Consider the following 17,379-nt stretch of genomic DNA (forward strand, 5'->3'; position numbering starts at 1 on the left):
GTGCCGACGGTCCCGCGCCCACCCCCACGGGCGCGGGGCCGTCACAGTGCGCGCAGCACCGCCACGTCCATCCGCGAGGGGGTGGCCGCCGCCTTGCCGCAGCTCTCCGGGCGCGGCGGCTCGCTCGCCGCCTCGACGACCTCGGCCTCCCAGGCCCGGCCGTCCCGGTGCCGGACGGTCACCAGCCAGCGGCCCCCGCCCGCCGGCTCCTGCACCAGCGTCAGCGCGTCCACCCCGGTCTCCCCGGTGGCCAGCCGCACCGCGTGCTCCGCGGCCTGCCCCGGGCGCTCCCAGCCCGAGCAGCCCCGCGACCACTCCGGCACGACGTGCCCGGACGCCGTCGCCGCCAGCACCTCCTTGGCGCTCTCCGGCGTCAGCCGCCCGTACGCGTAGCCGTACGGCAGCACCAGCATGGTGGGGGAGAAGCGGTGTCCGCCCAGGTGCGTCACCTCCCACACCTCGCTGTGCCCGGCCGCCGCCAGCTCGGCCGCCAGCGGCCGGCCCAGCAGCGCGCAGCAGCGGTCCCGGCGCCCGTTGGTGCACACCAGGGCCACCGGCCCGCCGACGTGCTCCGCACCGAAGCCGCCGTGCTCCCCGCCGCCCAGCGCGCCGAAGTCCAGGTCCAGCAGTTCCGCCGGGTCCGCCACCGACCCCCGCCGCACCCAGCCCCGCCCCGGCACCGTGTGGGCCACGATCACCTCGTGCCGGGCCGTCTCCAGACAGTCAGCGTGCCGCCCGGGCCGACGGATCAGCGCGACCCGGACCCCGGTACCCGCGGCCGCCGCCTCCAGTGCACGGCCGACCGCCGCGTCCAGATGGCTCTGGGTCGCCGCCTTCGCTCCCCACGGCCCGTTCTGCTCCACCAACAGCCAGGTGGCGGCCGTCGCAGCCGTGGCGGCCAGCGGCTCGGACAGTTCACGCGACGCGGTCGCACAGGTACTCACGCAGGCAAGGCTACCCTTCGCGCCCCACCCGGCCACCTGGATCCTGTCCGGCCGGTACCGGCCCCCGGCCCCGGCGCGGCCCGCCACCGGCGGCAAAAAAGGAGCGGAGGGGTACCGGATCCGGTACCCCTCCGCCTGGCCGACCGGCCGACCGCTACGCCGGTCCGGCCACCACCGTGATCGCGGCCGTCACCGGAGTGCCCGAACCGTCACGGCGCGGGTCGCGCTCCGGAAGATCGACCGGAACGCCCTTGTCCGCGGCCGCACGGGCCGGCGCCGCGCCGGCCCAGGCGAACGCCAGGGCGTCCTCACCGCGCAGGAAGCGCTGGCAGCGCACCCCGCCGGTGGCACGGCCCTTGCGCGGATACTGCTCGAACGGTGTGACCTTCCAACTGCTCTGGGCCTCACCGGTCAGCGTGCCCGAGGCACCCGCCACCGAGACCACCACCGCGTCGACCGCCGGATCCACCGCGGTGAAGGACAGCACCCGCGCGCCGTCCGTCAGCTTGATGCCCGCCATACCGCCCGCCGGGCGGCCCTGCGGCCGGACCGTGCCGGCCGGGAACCGCAGCAACTGGGCGTCCGAGCTGATGAAGACCAGGTCCTCCTCGCCGGTGCGCAGTTCGACCGCGCCGACCAGCTCGTCACCCTCCTTGAGGGCGATCACCTCGAACTCGTCCTTGTTCGTCGGCCACTCCGGCACCACCCGCTTCACCACGCCCTGCACCGTGCCCAGCGCCAGACCCGGCGAGGACTCGTCCAGCGTGGTCAGCGCCAATGCCCGCTCACCGGCCTCCAGACGCAGGAACTCGCCCACCGCGGCCCCGCCCGCCAGCGTCGGCGACGGCGTCGGCGGCAGCGCCGGCAGGTCGATCACCGCCAGCCGCAGCACCCGGCCGGCCGAGGTCACCACACCCACGTCGGCGCGGGCCGTGGCCGGCACCGCCGAGACGATCACATCGTGCTTCGACCGCTTCTCCGACAACTCGAACGGTTCGCCGTCCGCCGTCCGCGCCAACAGACCGGTCGAGGACAGCAGCACCCGGCACGGATCGTCCGCGACCTCCAGCGGCACCGACAGCGAGGCCGACGGCACCGCACCCGCCTCCAGCAGCACCGTCCGCCGCTCGGTGCCGAACTGCTTCGCCACCGCGCCCAGCTCGGTCGACACCACGTTGCGCAGCCGGGTGTCCGACTCCAGGATCTCCGTCAGCTCGGCGATCTCGGAGTTGAGCTTCGCCTGCTCCTCCTCCAGCTCCACCCGGTCGAAACGGGTCAGCCGGCGCAGCGGGGTGTCCAGGATGTACGCCGTCTGCGTCTCGGACAGCGAGAAGCGCTCGATCAGGCGCTCCTTCGCCTGCGCCGCGTTGTCGCTCGACCGGATGATCGCGATGACCTCGTCGATGTCGACCAGCGCCACCAGCAGGCCCTCGACCAGGTGCAGCCGCTCCTGGCGCTTGCGCCGCCGGAAGTCGCTGCGCCGGCGGACCACCTCGAAGCGGTGGTCGACGTAGACCTCCAGCAGCTCCTTCAGACCCAGCGTCAGCGGCTGACCGTCCACCAGCGCCACGTTGTTGATGCCGAAGGTCTCCTCCATCGGCGTCAACTTGTACAGCTGCTCCAGCAGCGCCTCCGGCACGAAGCCGTTCTTCACCTCGATCACCAGCCGCAGCCCGTGCTCGCGGTCGGTGAGGTCCTTGACGTCCGCGATGCCCTGCAGGCGCTTCGCGTTGACCAGGTCCTTGATCTTCGAGATCACCTTCTCCGGGCCGACGTTGTACGGCAGCTCGGTGACCACGATGCCCTTGCGGCGGGCCGTCACGTTCTCGACCGAGGTCGTCGCCCGGATCTTGAAGGTGCCGCGCCCGGACTCGTACGCGTCCCGGATCCCCGACAGGCCGACGATCCGGCCGCCCGTCGGCAGGTCCGGCCCGGGCACGAACCGCATCAGCGTGTCCAGGTCCGCGTTCGGGTGCTTGATCAGGTGCCGCGCGGCCGCCACGACCTCGGACAGGTTGTGCGGCGGCATGTTGGTCGCCATGCCGACCGCGATGCCCGTCGCGCCGTTCACCAGCAGGTTGGGGAACGCGGCCGGCAGCGCCTGCGGCTCCTGCTCGCTGCCGTCGTAGTTCGGCCCGAAGTCGACGGTGTCCTCGTGGATCGACTCCACCATCGCCATCGCCGCGGCCGTCAGCCGCGACTCGGTGTAGCGCATCGCGGCCGGCGGGTCGTCGTTGCCCAGCGAACCGAAGTTCCCGTGCCCGTCGATCAGCGGCAGCCGCATCGAGAAGGGCTGCGCCATCCGGACGACCGAGTCGTAGATCGACGCGTCACCGTGCGGGTGGAGCCGACCCATCACCTCGCCCACCAGACGGGCGCACTTCACGTGCCCGCGCTCCGGTCGCAGGCCCATCTCGTTGGCCTGGTACAGGATTCGCCGGTGCACCGGCTTGAGGCCGTCCCGCGCGTCGGGCAGCGCACGCGAGTAGATGACCGAGTAGGCGTACTCCAGGAAGGAGCCCTGCATCTCGTCCACGACATCGACGTCGAGGATCCGCTCCTCGAAATCTCCGGGCGGCGGGGTCTGCGAACTGCGGCGGGCCATCGCGGCGGGGCTCCCTTACGTCTCGCTTGCGTCTCACTTGCGTCTGCCGTCCATCAGGGCTCAGCGCCCCCATTGTGGACCCTCGCGCCGACACACCCCGCCAGCGCCCCTCTTCCGCCCCTGGCGAACGCCCCGTCCGCGCGGACACATCCACGCCCTCCGCGCGTTGCACCACAATGGGGACGCCACACGAATCCCCGACATCGACGACGGGAAGGACCCGAGCGCATGGCCAACCCGGCCCCCGCCTCCACCCGAGGCATCGCCATCACCGAGCACCGCCTGGCCAACGGCCTGCGTGTCGTCCTCTCCGAGGACCACCTCACCCCGGTCGCAGCCGTCTGCCTCTGGTACGACGTGGGCTCGCGCCACGAGGTCAAGGGCCGCACCGGGCTGGCCCACCTCTTCGAGCACCTGATGTTCCAGGGCTCCGCCAACGTCTCCAACAACGGGCACTTCGAGCTCGTCCAGGGCGCCGGCGGCTCGCTCAACGGCACCACCAGCTTCGAGCGCACCAACTACTTCGAGACCATGCCCGCCCACCAGCTGGAGCTCGCCCTCTGGCTGGAGGCCGACCGGATGGGCTCGCTGCTCGCCGCGCTCGACGACACCTCGATGGAGAACCAGCGCGACGTCGTCAAGAACGAGCGCCGCCAGCGCTACGACAACGTCCCGTACGGCACCGCGTTCGAGAAGCTCACCGCGCTCTCCTTCCCCGACGGCCACCCGTACCACCACACCCCGATCGGCTCCATGGCCGACCTGGACGCCGCCACGCTGGAGGACGCCCGCGCGTTCTTCCGCACGTACTACGCGCCCAACAACGCCGTCATCTCCGTCGTCGGCGACATCGACCCCGAGCGGACCATCGCCTGGGTCGAGAAGTACTTCGGGTCGATCCCCTCGCACGACGGCAAGCAGCCCCCGCGCGATGGCACCCTCCCCGACAGCATCGGCCGCGAGATCCGGGAGAACATCCGCGAGGAGGTCCCCTCCCGCGCCCTGATGGCCGCCTACCGCCTCCCGCACGACGGCACCCGCGAGGCCGACGCCGCCGACCTCGCCCTCACCATCCTCGGCAGCGGCGAGTCCAGCCGGCTCTACAACCGCCTGGTCCGGCGCGACCGCACCGCCGTCGCCGCCGGCTTCGGCCTGCTGCGGCTGGCCGGAGCCCCCAGCCTCGGCTGGCTCGACGTCAAGACCTCCGGCGACGCCACCATCGAGCAGATCGACACGGCCGTCGACGAGGAGCTCGCCCGCTTCGCCGCGGACGGCCCGACCGCCGCCGAACTCGAGCGCGCCCAGGCCCAGATCGAGCGCGAGTGGCTCGACCGGCTCACCACCGTGGCCGGCCGCGCCGACGAACTCTGCCGCTACGCCGTCCTGTTCGGCGACCCCAAGCTGCTCAACGAGGCGCTCCCCAAGGTGCTCGACATCACCGCCGAGGAGGTCCAGGCCGTCGCCAAGGCCCGGCTGCACCCCGAGAACCGGGCCGTCCTCGTCTACGAGCCCACCACCGCCGACGACGACGAGACCGCCGCCACCGACACCGAAGAGGAGGGCGCTGCCGCATGAGCACCGACTACGTCCCCGCCATGACGTTCCACCCCCAGCCCCAGCCCGGCACCCCCAGCCCGTGGGCCTTCCCGGCCCCCGAGCGCGCCGCCCTCGGCAACGGCATCACCGTCCTGCACTGCCACCGCCCCGGTCAGCAGCTGGTCGCCGTCGACGTCCTCGTCGACGCCCCGCTCGCCGCCGAGCCGGAGGGCCTCGACGGCATCGCGGGCATCCTCGCCCGGGCCCTCAACGAGGGCACCGACACCCTCACCGCCGAGGAGTTCGCCGCCGAGCTGGAGCGCGCCGGCGCCACCCTGGACGCGCACGCCGACCACCCCTGCATCCGGGTCTCCCTGGAGGTCCCCGCCTCCCGGCTGCAGCGCGGCCTCAGCCTGCTCGCCGACGCCCTGCGCGCCCCCGCCCTGCCCGAGGACGAGATCGAGCGCCTGGTCGCCAACCGCCTCGACGAGATCGTCCACGAGCAGGCCAACCCCGCCCGGCGCGCCGCCAAGGCCCTCTACGCCGAGCTCTTCGACGGCGCCGACCGCCTCTCCCGCCCCCGCGGCGGCACCGCCGAGTCGGTCAAGTCCATCGACCGGGCGGCCGTCCAGGCCTTCTACGACGCCCACGTCCGGCCCGCCACCACCACCGTCGTCGTGGTCGGCGACCTCACCGGGGTCGAGCTTCCGGCGCTGCTCGAAGCCACCCTCGGCGCCTGGACGGCCGACACCGCGGCCCCCAGCGTCCACGCCCCCGTCACCGCCGACGACACCGGCCGCGTCGTGATCGTGGACCGCCCCGGCTCGGTGCAGACCCAGCTGCTCATCGGCCGGATCGGCCCGGACCGGCACGACCCCGACTGGGCCGCGCAGATCCTCGGCACCTACTGCCTGGGCGGCACCCTGACCTCCCGCCTGGACCGCGTCCTGCGCGAGGAGAAGGGCTACACCTACGGCGTGCGGGCCTTCGCCCAGCCGCTGCGCTCGGCCGCCGACGGTACCGGCCGCGCGCTGATCGCGATCAGCGGCTCGGTGGACACCGCCTCCACCGCGCCGGCGCTCGGCGACACCTGGACGATCCTGCGCACCCTCGCGGCCGAGGGCCTCACCGACGCCGAGCGCGACGAGGCCGTGCAGTTCCTGGTCGGCGTCGCCCCGCTGAAGTACGAGACCGCGGGCTCGGTGGCCGGCACCCTGGCCGACCAGGTCGAGCAGCACCTGCCGGACGACTACCAGGCCGAGGTCTACCGGCGGCTCGCCGAGCTCCCGACGGCCGCCGCGACCGAGGCCGTCGTCGCGGCGTTCCCGCCGGACCGCCTGGTCACCGTCCTCGTCGGCGACGCCGCCGAGATCGCCGACCCGGTGCGCAAGCTCGGCATCGGCGAGGTCACCGTCATCAGCGCCTGAACCCCCTGCGGGCCGGGGCCCGGTGGAGCACTGCGCTCCACCGGGCCCCTCGCTTTTCGACCGCCGTCCGGACTGCGGTTAATTCCCTTGCGGACCCTCGGCGCCGCGTGGGTAGATATCCCCCGGCAGCCGGTACACACACGGAGAGGAGGCGGTCACCATGCGGGTCGAGTCGACCATAGTGCGCTCCCCGAGGCCGTCCTCCCGATGCCCCCTGGCCGCCTGAGCGCTGCCGACCCCAGATCTTCCCCGAGCCGCACCGGGACTCTTCGCGCGGCAGCACACCTACGCTTGAACCAGCCGACCTTTGGAGGTCGTTCAACCATGTCGTACACCGAGGTACCCGGTGTCCGGGTCCCGATCCGGATGTGGACCGATCCGGCCACCGTCGAGGGCCAGGCCATGCAGCAGCTGCGCAACATCAGCTCGCTGCCCTGGCTGCACGGCCTCGCCGTGATGCCCGACGTCCACCTGGGCAAGGGCGCGACGGTCGGGTCCGTCATCGCGATGAAGGGCGCGGTCTGCCCGGCGGCGGTCGGCGTGGACATCGGCTGCGGAATGAGCGCGGTGAAGACCTCGCTCACCGCCAAGGACCTGCCGGACGACCTCTCCCGCCTGCGCTCCAAGATCGAGCAGGCCATCCCGGTCGGCCGCGGCCTGCACACCGACCCGGTCGACCCGGGCAAGCTCCACGGCTTCGCGACGGCCGGCTGGGACGACTTCTGGCAGCGCTTCGACGGGGTCGCCCACGAGGTCAAGTGGCGCCGCGAGCGGGCCATGCAGCAGATGGGGACGCTGGGCTCGGGCAACCACATGATCGAGGTGTGCCTTGATACGGCCGGCTCGGTCTGGTTGATGCTGCATTCCGGATCGCGCAACATCGGCAAGGAGTTGGCGGAGTACCACATGGGCGTGGCCCGTTCGCTCCCGCACAACCAGGGCCTGGTCGACCGCGATCTGGCGGTGTTCATCGCGGACACCCCGCAGATGGCGGCCTATCGGCAGGATCTGTACTGGGCGCAGGAGTACGCCAAGAACAACCGCGCCGTCATGATGGCGATGTTCCAGGATGTCCTGCGCCGCGAGTTCGCCGGGAAGAAGGTCGCCTTCGACGAGGTGATCAGCTGCCACCACAACTACGTGGCGGAGGAGCGGTACGACGGTGTCGACCTGCTCGTGACCCGCAAGGGGGCGATCCGGGCCGGTACCGGCGAGTTCGGGATCATCCCGGGCTCGATGGGGACGAGCTCCTTCATCGTCCGCGGCCTCGGAAACGCGGCGGCGTTCAACTCGGCCTCGCACGGCGCCGGCCGCAAGATGAGTCGCTCGGCGGCGAAGAAGCGGTTCACCGTACGGGACTTGGAGGAGCAGACCAAGGGCGTGGAGTGCCGCAAGGACAGCGGCGTCGTCGATGAGATCCCGGGTGCCTACAAGTCGATCGAGAAGGTCATGGAACAGCAGCGGGACCTGGTCGAGATCGTCGCCCAGATCAAGCAGGTCATCTGCATCAAGGGATGACCACCGACCCGAGGAGGGCCCCGACGCGGTCGGGGTCCTCCTCGCGTTGCTCCTATCCGGACGCCGCCCCTCTGCGCTTGGGGCTGACGAGCCGCCACTTGCGGATGGCGCAGCCCTTGAGCGTGCGTTCGAGCTGCTCGGCGGCGAGTTCCAGGCTGGCTGCTCCCGACCCCTTGTTGCCGGTTCCCTGCGCGAGGTGCCCGTCCGCCTGGAGGAAGGCGAACATGTAGGCGTGGTCAGGTCGTTCGAGGTCGAAGAAGGTCATGGCGCGAGCATGGGCGGGCTCCGTCCGTTCGAGTGGGTCGTTCGCTCTCCAGTTCGCCCAATGGTGTGGATGTGGCCGAATCCGCAGGTGAGAGGCCTGGGCGGCTGCTAGGCCCTAGCCGAGGCCGGGGGTGATGGCCAGGACGAGTTGGGTGATCGGCGGCTGGCCGCTGACGATGGCCGTGATGCGGTAGAGGCCGGGTGCGGGGAGGGTGATCCGGGCTCCGACCTGGCCGTCCAGGGCGGAGGGCCAGGGGGCGCGCACCGGGGTGTCGCCGTCGGTGTCGTGGATGGTGAGGCTGACACCGGCGGTGGAGTCGGCGCCGGGGAGCCGGAGGTGCCAGGGGAGGCCGGCCTCGACCAGGTCGGGCACGTCGAGGCCGACGTGCTCGGCGCCCATGCTCGGGCCGAGCACCCGGTCGCGTTCGGTGATGACGGCGCGGACGTGGTGGCGTGCGCTGCGATCCGCCGCGAGCGCGCCGTGCTGGAGGGGGAGGTAGGTGATGGCGTCGCCGCCGCGGGAGGCGCTGTCCTGGTGGACGGTGCCGTCGCCGGCCTGATCGGTGAGGACGGGAACGCCGTCGCCGTCACGGATCGGCGTGTGGTCGGAGTTCTGGGTGAACCCGGCGTACTGCTCGTGGACGATGCCGTCGCGCAGTCGCAGGCTCTGCGGGGTCGGCTGGGCGGTCCCCACCACGGCGCGGTGCCGGGGCAGGGGCACGGCCCTGCGGCGGCGGTGGGACTCCTCGGCGGCGGTGGCCAGGTGGAGGTCCCCGCCGAGGGCGGCGACGTCGGCGGGGCTGAGCCGGTGCGCCTCGGCGCCGGAGTCGACGCAGAGGAACCGGGGCAGCAGGTCGTGGACGCCGGGGAGGGTGGCGGCGAGCTCGCGCAGCGCACGCCGGGGCAGCGCCGCGGGGCCGCCGCGCCCGGAGTTGAGGATGGCGGTGGCCAGGACGGACCCCTCGAAGGGGGTGCCCAGGGTGACCACGGCGCGAGTGTCGGCGGCGAGCCCGCCAGCCGCGGCGAGCGCCTCCTGGGTGACGAGCCCGCCCATGGAGTGGGCGACGAAGACGAGTTGGGCGGGCCGGCCGTCCGGGCGCAGCCGCCGGGCGGCCTCGTGGGCGGGGTGGGTGCGCCAGGTGTCGAGGTGGCGTCGGGCGGCCCCGGCCAGCCTGGCGCCGTTGACGGCGACCGGCAGGCGCCAGTCGTAGCCGAACTCCAGTACGGCGGCGCGGTCGGCGACCACCTCGCGGATGGTGTCCACGAGGTCGGTGTAGGGCTCGACCCCCTTGAGGAAGGGGGCCCAGGTGGAGGCGGTGAGCAGGCCGGCGGGTTCGATCCGGCCGTACCGGCCCTCGCGTTCGGCGGGGGTGAGGTGCAGGACCCGCAGGCGGTCCGGGTCGCTCCAGAACCCGGCGAGCAGTTTCGGGCTCAGGCCCCAGACGGGTTCTCCGGTGTGGGCGTTGCGCAGGGCACTGCCCATGATGCCGGGGACGACGACGACCGCGTCCTGGCTGACGGCCGGGGCGACGGGCGAGCGGCCGGTGAGGGCCCGCGTGGTGGTCGAGTGTGCGGGATCCGCCGCCGGGGTTCGCATGGATCGGCACAATAGCGTGAATGTTCTTGCCTTTGCCGGAAGTTGAACCTCCGATAGACCCTTCGGACGTGGCGTCGGCGGCCGCGGGCGGCGGCGACGGGGTCGAACGGCTGCTGGTGACGGTGATCGCGTCCGACTACGACGACGGTGACCAGGAGTTCACCGCCGGGATGGCGGAGCAGCGGGTCACGGTCGAGCAGTGGTGGTGCGGCCCGGAGCTGGGCGAGCGCCGGTTCACGCCGGTGCACTCCGAGAAGCTCGACGGCCGCCGGGCGGTGGAGGACTTCGCGCACGAGGCGGGCCTGCGGGAGGCCGGGCGGTCGACGGCCCTGGTGCTGTACATCGCGAGCCACGGGAAGACCGCCCAGTCCGGCTACCACTACCTGTGCCTGCCGGCGTCGGACCAGCAGCGGCTGCCGGCCACGGCGTACCGCACGATGGACCTCGTCGCCTCGGCGCTGGACTCGCTGGCGGAGCACGTCCTGGTGATCGTCAACACCTGTGGCGCGCGCGGAATCGAGGCGGAGCTCGTCCGGCTGCGCAACGACATCGCCGCCGACCGGCGGCGCACCGCGAGCCTGGCGGTGGTGGCCACCACCGATGTCTACGACCGCGTCCAGGTGCGGGAGTTCACCGAGGTGCTGGCGGAGGCCCACGAGCACCTGCGGGAGACCGGCGCGATCACCGAGCCGTACCTGTCGGTGAACGACTTCGTCGGCGCCCTGCAGGACGCGGCGAGCCGGCTGTCGCTGCGGATCCCGACCGAGCTCCTGAAGGAGCCGAACACCGGCGAGGCCACGCTCTGCCTGCCCAACCCCGGGTACCGGTCGGTGCCTGCGCTGGTGGCGCCCGAGCTCAGCCAGGTGGCCTACACCCGGGCCGAGTTGGACGACTGGGTGGAGCGGGCCAGCGGCCGCACGGGGAGGCAGGACGGGGGCTGGTACTTCGCCGGCCGCAGTCGGCTGACCACGGTGGTGGCGGACTTCCTGGCGGGCCCGGCCGGGGTGCTGCTGGTTTCGGGTGCGACGGGGACCGGCAAGTCGGCGGTGATCGCGCGGGCCGTCACGCTGAGCGACTCGTCGTTCCGGGCCGAGGAGCGGTATGCCGCGGCGCTGGCGGAGGCGCCGGAACGAACCGTCCCCCCGGTCGACTCGATCGACGTCGCGGTACTGGCCCGGAACCTGGATGTCGCGGAGATCTTCGAGCGGGTCCTGGTCGGTCTCGGATGCCCGCCGGCGGCGCAGGTGGGCGGTGCGGACCGGGTCCTCCAGCTCCGTGAGCAGCTGCTGGCGGCGCTGGCGGATGCCGGGCGGCTGGTCACCCTGGTGATCGACGGCCTGGACGAGGCGCGGGCGCCGTACCAGCTGGTCACCGGGCTGCTCGCCCCGCTGGCGCGGTTCACCGCCGCGGGCGGGGCCGCCGACGCCGGGCAGCCGGGCGTCGGGCTGCGGTTGGTCATCGGGGTGCGCAGCGTGGTCGGGCAGGCGGTGGAGGACGCCGGTCTGCTGCGGCTGCTGGAGCGGGTGCTGCCGGGGGCGGCGGTGCTGCGGACGGACGACGCGGACGCAGCGGCGGACATCGAGCGCTATCTGCGGGCGCTGCTGCCCGAGGAGGGGGCGGTCGGCGAGCAGTACCAGGCGCAGCTGGCCGGGGTCGCGCGCCGGTGTGCGCCGTCCTTTCTGGACGCCCGCCTGGCCGGCCGCCAGCTGCGGGAGTCGCCCGACCCGGCAGGCCTGCTGCGCGACGACCGGTGGTGGTCCTCCCTCGGCGAGGGGACGGTGGGGCTGCTGCGCCAGGACCTGGCGGAGGTGGCGACGGCCGACCTTCCGGCGTCCACGGTGCTGGCGCTGCTGGGTGCGGGGGCCTTCGCCCAGGGCGCGGGAGTGCCCCGGGCGGACGTCTGGCCGCTGCTGGCGGAGGCGCTGGCCGGGGACGGGCCGGTCGGGGGGCGGCCGGTGCCGGACCGGATGGTGGCGCTGTTGCTGGACAGCCGGCTGGCGGGTTATCTGCGCTACGACTCGGAGGACGGCAGGGCCGTCTACCGGCCGACGCACGAGCGGCTGGCCGAGGTGCTGCGCACCGAGCCGCACCGGCTGCTGTGGTCGGCGGACGACCCGCGGCACGACCACGGACTGCCGGACGGCCCACCTGCCGCCCACGCCCCGGACGGCCCACCTGCCGTTGACGCGTTGAACGGCCCGCCCGCCGCCGCCCATGCCCCGGCACCGCCGCCCGGGCCCTGGTGGGAGCCGCGGACGGCCCACCGCCGGATCGCCGCGGCCCTGGCCGACCGGGGACGCGGCCGGATCCCCCACCCGTACATCGCCCGCCACCTGGCCCGCCATGCCGCGCTCGGCGGGGTGCTGGACGACCGCCACCTGCCGCCGGAGGTGCTGCCCTGGCACACCGGCGGCGCCGTCCGGGGGCTGCTCGGCCTGCCGGTCGCCGACCGGGAGGGCCGGCGGTGGCTGGCCGCCTGGTCGCGGATCGAGCCCTTCCTCGGTGGAGCCGACCACCGGGCGCGGGTGGCCAGCCTGGTCCTGGCCCGGCACGCCTCCGCAGCGGGCCGTGCCCCCGCGGACGGCGCGCTGCTCGCGGGGTCGTGGCTGGCCCCGGTGTGGAGCCGCTGGAGCGTGCCGGGCAATGTGCTGGCCTCCGTCCCGCACACCCCGTCGGCGCTGGCCGCCTTCACCGCGGCGAACGGGGAGACCTGGCTGGCCACCGGGGACGCGGGCGGCGCCCTGCGGATCTGGGACCCGGCGACGGGCGAGCCGGTCGGTGAGGCGATGACCGGCCACGGGGGCCGGGTGGCGGCCCTCGTGGCCGTGACCGTTCGCGGCGGTCAGGTGCTGCTGGCGAGCGGTGGCGACGACGGCACGGTCCGGCTGTGGGACCCGGCCGCCGGCCAGCCGGTCGGTAGGCCGATGACCGGCCACGTCGGGCGGGTGCTGGCGATCACGGTGTTCACCGGCGTGGACGGCCGGACCTTGCTGGCCACCGGCGGCGAGGACTGCACCGTCCGGCTCTGGGATCCGGTGACCTGCCGGGCCGTCCGCTCCCCGCTGGTCGGGCACGAGGACTGGGTGCGCTCGGTGGCGGCGTTCGCCCTGCGCCCCGACCTGGTGCTGCTGGCGAGCGGCGACGGTGCAGGCGTGCTGCGCCTGTGGAACCCGCAGTTCGGGGCGGACGCAGGTACCCCGCTGACCGGGCTGAGCGGGGACCTCGGGGCGGTGGCCGCGTTCGCCGGCCCGGACGGCCGGGTGCTGCTCGCCGGAGCGGGCGACCAGGGCGTGCTGCGGGTGTGGGATCCGGAGCGCAACGCGCTGGTCGGCGATCCGCTGGCGGGCCACGAAGGGTGGGTCCGCTCGGTGGCGGTGGGTGCGCTGCCCGACGGGCGGGTGCTGCTGGCGAGCGGTGGCGACGACGGCACGGTCCGGCTGTGGGATCCGGTCGCCGGTCTGCCGGTCGGTGAGCCGCTGACCGGGCACGCGGGCGGTGTCCTCGCCGTGACGGCGTTCACCGCCGCCGACGGTCGGCCGCTGTTGGCCAGTACGGGGGAGGACCGCACGGTCCGGGTGTGGGACGGGTCGGAGGTGTCCCGCCCGGACGGGTCGGCGGCCACTGCGCCGGCGGTAGCGGGCTCCGCGGGGCGGCGCGGTGCCGGGCCGGGGCCCGAGCGGGTGGCCGGGGTGGCCGCGGTGGCGGTGTGCGCGGGCCTGGACGGCCGGATGCTGGTGGCGGCCGGCGGTGGGGACGGCCGGCTCCGGGTGTGGGATCCGCAGGACGACCGGCTGGTCGGCGAATCCCCCTGGGCGCACGCGGACGGGGTCCGCGCGGTGGCGGCGGTGTCCGGGTCCGGCCGGGTGCTGGTGGCGGGAGGGGGCGACGACGGCGCGGTCCGGCTGTGGGATCCGGTCGCCGGTCTGCCGGTCGGTGAGCCGCTGGCCGGGCATGCGGGCGGTGTCCTGGCGCTGACGGCGTTCACCGGCGCCGACGGCCGGCCGCTGTTCGCCGTCGGCGGCGTCGACGAGACCGTCCGGATCTGGGACCCGATGCGCCACGGTCCGCATCGGGTCGTCGAACTCCGCGGCCACCGCGACTGGGTGCGCTGCCTGACGGCGTTCACCACCCCGGCGGGCCGGGTCATGGTGGCGAGCGGTGGCGACGACGGCACCGTCCAGCTCTGGGACCCGCTCCGGCAACCGCAGCCCGGAACGCAACTGACCGGCCACGATGGCCCGGTGACCTCGGTCGTGGCGTTCGCGGCCCCGGACGGCCGGAGGCTGCTGGCCGCCGGGGGAGCCGACGGCACGATCCGGCTCTGGGACGCGCTGACCGGTCGCCCGACCGGGCAGGTGCTGACCGGACACGTGGACGAGGTGCACGGGCTGGCCGTCCTGGGCTCCGGCGTCGACGGTCTCGGAACCCCCGGAACCCCCGGAACCCCCGGAACGCCCGGAACCCCCGGAACCCCCGGAACCCCCGGAACCCCCGGACCCCCTGGAGCCCTCGGCGGCCGGGTCCGGCTGGCCAGCGGCGGGGCGGACGGCACGGTCCGGCTGTGGGACCCGATCGACGGTGTGGAGCTGCTGTCCGTGGTGACCGGTCGCCAGGTACTGGCCCTGGCCGCCTGCGGCGGCGCCGCCCGTTCGGCCCCGGCCCCGGCGCTGGCCTTCGGCGGCCCGGCGGGGTTGGCCGTCGTCGCGCTCGATCCGACCGGCTGACGGCGCGCGGGCCGGTCAGGCCGGTCAGGCCAGGCCTGGTAGGTACCGGAACCGGTCGAACGGGTCCCAGGCGCGTACAGCGGCCTCCAAATCACCTCCGACGCTGTCCGAAATGTGCGATACGGTTTCTCAGAAACGGTCTCTGACAAGAGAGTTGTGGTCAATGTTCCCACTGCTCCACCTGGACTCCGTCGTTCTGGAAGAGCATCAGGACGAGTTGACGGCGATAGCCGGCCGACTGGCCGCCCTGCTGGCCGAACTCGACCAGGGGCTGGCCCGGTTGGACGGTTTCTGGGAGGGGGAGGCCGCCTACCGGTTCCAACAGCGCTTCGCCGCGTGGCAGGCCGGATCGGCCGAGCTCAGGGCCGCGCTCGAACGGCTCCGGGCCGTGGTGGTGCAGGCGCAGCAGCACTACCGCACCGCCCAGGAGGCCAACCACCGGATGTGGGGGGTGCGGTGACCGGATCGGACGGTCGGTTGCGGGTGATCCTCGACCCGGAGGACCTCCACCATGTCGCGAAGAGCCTGGCCCGCGGCCAGGACCAGGTGGACGAGGCGGTGCGGCTGCTCGTGGCCCGGCTGGCCGGTACACCGGGGATGGCCGCCGGACCGGCCACGGCCGTGTTCGCCCAGTCGTACGACCAGGCCGCGGCGGCCGCTCAGCGGGCGGCCGTGGCGGCCTGGGGCGCGGTGGGGCTGATGGCGGACTGCCTGGTCGCGACCGCGAACAACTACCTGCGCGCCGACCACGCCAGCGACGCCGTGACCGTCCACGCCTACCCGGACCTGCTGCCGTTCCTCGTCCCGCCCGAGGCCCTCCGGGAGCGGCCGCTGCCGACCGCGGGCGGGCCCGGCCGGGCCGGCGCCGAACTGTTGGCCCAGGCCGGGCTCGCCTGGGAGTCCGCGGCGACGTCGGTCGCCGAGGCGGGCGTCGACATGACCGTGGGCGTGCGGCTGCTCGGGGAGCGCAGCGCCTCCAGCGAGGTGCGCGCGGCCGAGCGCCACTGGTCGGCGATCTGGCGCGGGCGGGGGTACGACGGAGCGCTGCTGTCGGCGGTGACGGGAGCCATGGCGAAGCTCGGGCGGGCCTGCTTCGACCTTGCGACGGTGGTGGGGGATCAGGCCCTGCTGCCGGTGGTCTCCCTCGCGCACGGGACCGAACTGCTAGGCGTGGAGCCGGTGCTGCGCCGTGCGGGCGAGGCCGTCCCGGTGCTGCAGGTGGTCGGGGCGGCGATCGAACGGCGCGGCCCCGCCGCGCCGTCGGCCTCGGCGGGCCCGCGTGGCGGCGGGAGCGGTGCCGCGCCGCCACCGCCCGCACCCCCCGGCGCCGTGCTGGAGGTGGCCGCGCTGACCGGCGGGCGGGTGCTGCTGTCGGGCCGGGACCCGGAGGCGGTGGTGCAGCTGGACGGGCTGGGCAAGGCCGCCGTGCACGTGATCGGCCCGGACGGCTCGTTGATCATGGTGCTGGGTCGGGCAAAACCCGGCGAACTACCCAAGGTCGCCCATAGGCTGGAGGTGCTACGCCGGGCGGCGCAGGTCCGCGGTGTCCCGGCACGCGTCTACTTCGAGCGGGGTACGGCCGAACGGGTCCTCGACCAGGCGCGGACCCTGCTCGGGAAGCAGCATGTGGTCGTCGTCTGAGCCTCAGGGGTGTTGGCGATGAACGAGGGTTTCCTGCTCTGGTACCGCGCACCGTGGTCGCGCCGGGAGGCGGCCGTGGTGCTGCGGCGGCTGGCCGCCCTCGGCCTGGCCGCCCGCAACCCGCTGACCGGCGCCATCACCGTGATCGCGGACGAGCCGGGCGCCTGGGGTGAGCAACGAAGCGTCTCCGAGCCCGAGTTGCTGGACGGCCTGGACGGGCTGGAGGCCGGTTCGCCGGGGGTGGCCTTCCAGCTGTGGCTGGACGCGGCGAGCGACGTGTTCACCGCCGTGCGCGCCACGGGGAACGGCATCGTGGTCGAGTTCGGGCTGGAGGGGCTGGGCGAGCGGCAGGAACAGGTGGTTCGGGCGCTGGTGCGGATCGTGGCGACGTTCCGGTCGGGCTGCCAGGGCTTCGTGCTGGACCGGGCCGGCCGCACCTCGGACGAGGACTGGGACGGCGTGGTCGAGGGGGCCTGCCCGCGGCTGGGCGACTGGCCGGACATCCTGGGGATCGGCCGGGAGTTCGCCGAGCACCTGCACGGTCCGCCGGCGCCCAGCCGCTTCCCGGACGGTGCGCTCACGGTGTTCAGCCGGGGCTGAAGAACCCTGCGGATGCGAAAGGGGGCACCGCCGAAGCGGTGCCCCCTCTGCATGACGGTGCTCAGTCCGTCACGACGGTGCTCAGGCGGCGGCCGGCAGCTCGTCGAGACCCTCCTGGACCAGCTTGGCGAGGCGGTCCAGGGCCGCGTCGGCGCCCTCGGCGTCGGAGGCGAGGACGACCTCCTCGCCGCCCTGGGCGCCGAGGCCGAGCAGGCCCAGCATCGAGGCGGCGTTGACCGGGGTGCCGCCCGGCTTGGAGATGGTGATCGGCACGCCGGTGGCCGTGACGGCCCGGACGAAGATGGAGGCGGGACGGGCGTGCAGGCCCTCGGCCCAACCGATGGTGACGCGGCGCTCGGCCATGAGACGTGCCTTTCCGGTGAAGCTGGTCACGGCCGTGCTCGGGGTGGCGGCCATGTTGTCTAGACCAGTGTTGCACGCAGGCGACCCCTTCGAGCCGCCGCGTTCAGGAGTTGTGATTGTTTCTTTCGGGGGCATAAGCCCCGGCCAGTGGCCCTGCCCA

General features: G+C 74.0%; 12 protein-coding genes. 7 read left to right on the top strand and 5 right to left on the bottom strand.

The window, feature by feature from the left end; all coding sequences use genetic code 11:
• Window positions 1–41: 41 nt before the first annotated feature.
• The gene (locus tag ACIGZJ_RS25430; protein WP_396459371.1) at window positions 42–944 is read right to left on the bottom strand and encodes a sucrase ferredoxin; all 903 of its coding nucleotides are present in this window, start codon (window positions 942–944) and stop codon (window positions 42–44) included.
• A gap of 154 nt (window positions 945–1,098) precedes the next feature.
• On the bottom strand, window positions 1,099–3,549 hold the full coding sequence (locus ACIGZJ_RS25435; protein ID WP_396459372.1) for a DNA topoisomerase (ATP-hydrolyzing) subunit A: 2,451 nt from the start codon (window positions 3,547–3,549) through the stop codon (window positions 1,099–1,101).
• A gap of 228 nt (window positions 3,550–3,777) precedes the next feature.
• Between ACIGZJ_RS25435 and ACIGZJ_RS25440 the strand changes: the two genes are divergently transcribed.
• The 3 genes from ACIGZJ_RS25440 (at window position 3,778) to ACIGZJ_RS25450 (ending at window position 8,030) form a co-directional block, all read left to right on the top strand.
• Window positions 3,778–5,124, top strand: coding sequence for a M16 family metallopeptidase (locus ACIGZJ_RS25440; RefSeq protein ID WP_396459373.1), 1,347 nt, complete (start codon window positions 3,778–3,780; stop codon window positions 5,122–5,124).
• 20 nt (window positions 5,125–5,144) lie between these two features.
• Window positions 5,145–6,512 (top strand): M16 family metallopeptidase, encoded by a 1,368-nt coding sequence (locus tag ACIGZJ_RS25445; protein ID WP_396459400.1) that lies wholly within the window; start codon window positions 5,145–5,147, stop codon window positions 6,510–6,512.
• Window positions 6,513–6,836: 324 nt separating this feature from the next.
• A complete protein-coding gene (locus ACIGZJ_RS25450) occupies window positions 6,837–8,030 on the top strand; it encodes an RtcB family protein (RefSeq protein WP_396459374.1) in 1,194 nt (397 codons plus the stop codon).
• A gap of 52 nt (window positions 8,031–8,082) precedes the next feature.
• Here ACIGZJ_RS25450 and ACIGZJ_RS25455 read toward each other — a convergent pair whose 3' ends face one another.
• Together ACIGZJ_RS25455 and ACIGZJ_RS25460 are read right to left on the bottom strand one after the other, a co-directional pair.
• Window positions 8,083–8,295, bottom strand: coding sequence for a hypothetical protein (locus tag ACIGZJ_RS25455; protein ID WP_396459375.1), 213 nt, complete (start codon window positions 8,293–8,295; stop codon window positions 8,083–8,085).
• Window positions 8,296–8,409: 114 nt separating this feature from the next.
• Complete coding sequence (locus ACIGZJ_RS25460; protein WP_396459376.1) at window positions 8,410–9,891, bottom strand: hypothetical protein; 1,482 nt, start codon at window positions 9,889–9,891, stop codon at window positions 8,410–8,412.
• Window positions 9,892–9,959: 68 nt separating this feature from the next.
• Here ACIGZJ_RS25460 and ACIGZJ_RS25465 point away from each other — a divergent pair, with 68 nt between their 5' ends.
• The 4 genes from ACIGZJ_RS25465 to ACIGZJ_RS25480 all read left to right on the top strand — a co-directional run bounded on the left by ACIGZJ_RS25465 (window position 9,960) and on the right by ACIGZJ_RS25480 (window position 16,856).
• A complete protein-coding gene (locus tag ACIGZJ_RS25465; RefSeq protein WP_396459377.1) occupies window positions 9,960–14,615 on the top strand; it encodes a hypothetical protein in 4,656 nt (1,551 codons plus the stop codon).
• Between the two features lie 163 nt (window positions 14,616–14,778).
• Window positions 14,779–15,075 carry a WXG100 family type VII secretion target gene (locus tag ACIGZJ_RS25470; protein WP_396459378.1) on the top strand — a complete coding sequence of 99 codons (297 nt, stop codon included), beginning with the start codon at window positions 14,779–14,781 and terminating at the stop codon, window positions 15,073–15,075.
• Entirely contained in the window at window positions 15,072–16,256 is a 1,185-nt protein-coding gene (locus ACIGZJ_RS25475) for a hypothetical protein (protein WP_396459379.1), read from the top strand. Before ACIGZJ_RS25470 ends, ACIGZJ_RS25475 begins: the two co-directional genes overlap by 4 nt.
• 18 nt (window positions 16,257–16,274) lie before the next feature.
• Complete coding sequence (locus ACIGZJ_RS25480) at window positions 16,275–16,856, top strand: hypothetical protein (protein WP_396459380.1); 582 nt, start codon at window positions 16,275–16,277, stop codon at window positions 16,854–16,856.
• Between the two features lie 81 nt (window positions 16,857–16,937).
• Here ACIGZJ_RS25480 and ACIGZJ_RS25485 read toward each other — a convergent pair whose 3' ends face one another.
• Entirely contained in the window at window positions 16,938–17,219 is a 282-nt protein-coding gene (locus ACIGZJ_RS25485; RefSeq protein WP_392940634.1) for an HPr family phosphocarrier protein, read from the bottom strand.
• Window positions 17,220–17,379: the final 160 nt, after the last annotated feature.

This window comes from Kitasatospora sp. NPDC052868, from assembly GCF_044547105.1.
In the GTDB taxonomy this organism is placed as follows: Bacteria; Actinomycetota; Actinomycetes; order Streptomycetales; family Streptomycetaceae; genus Kitasatospora.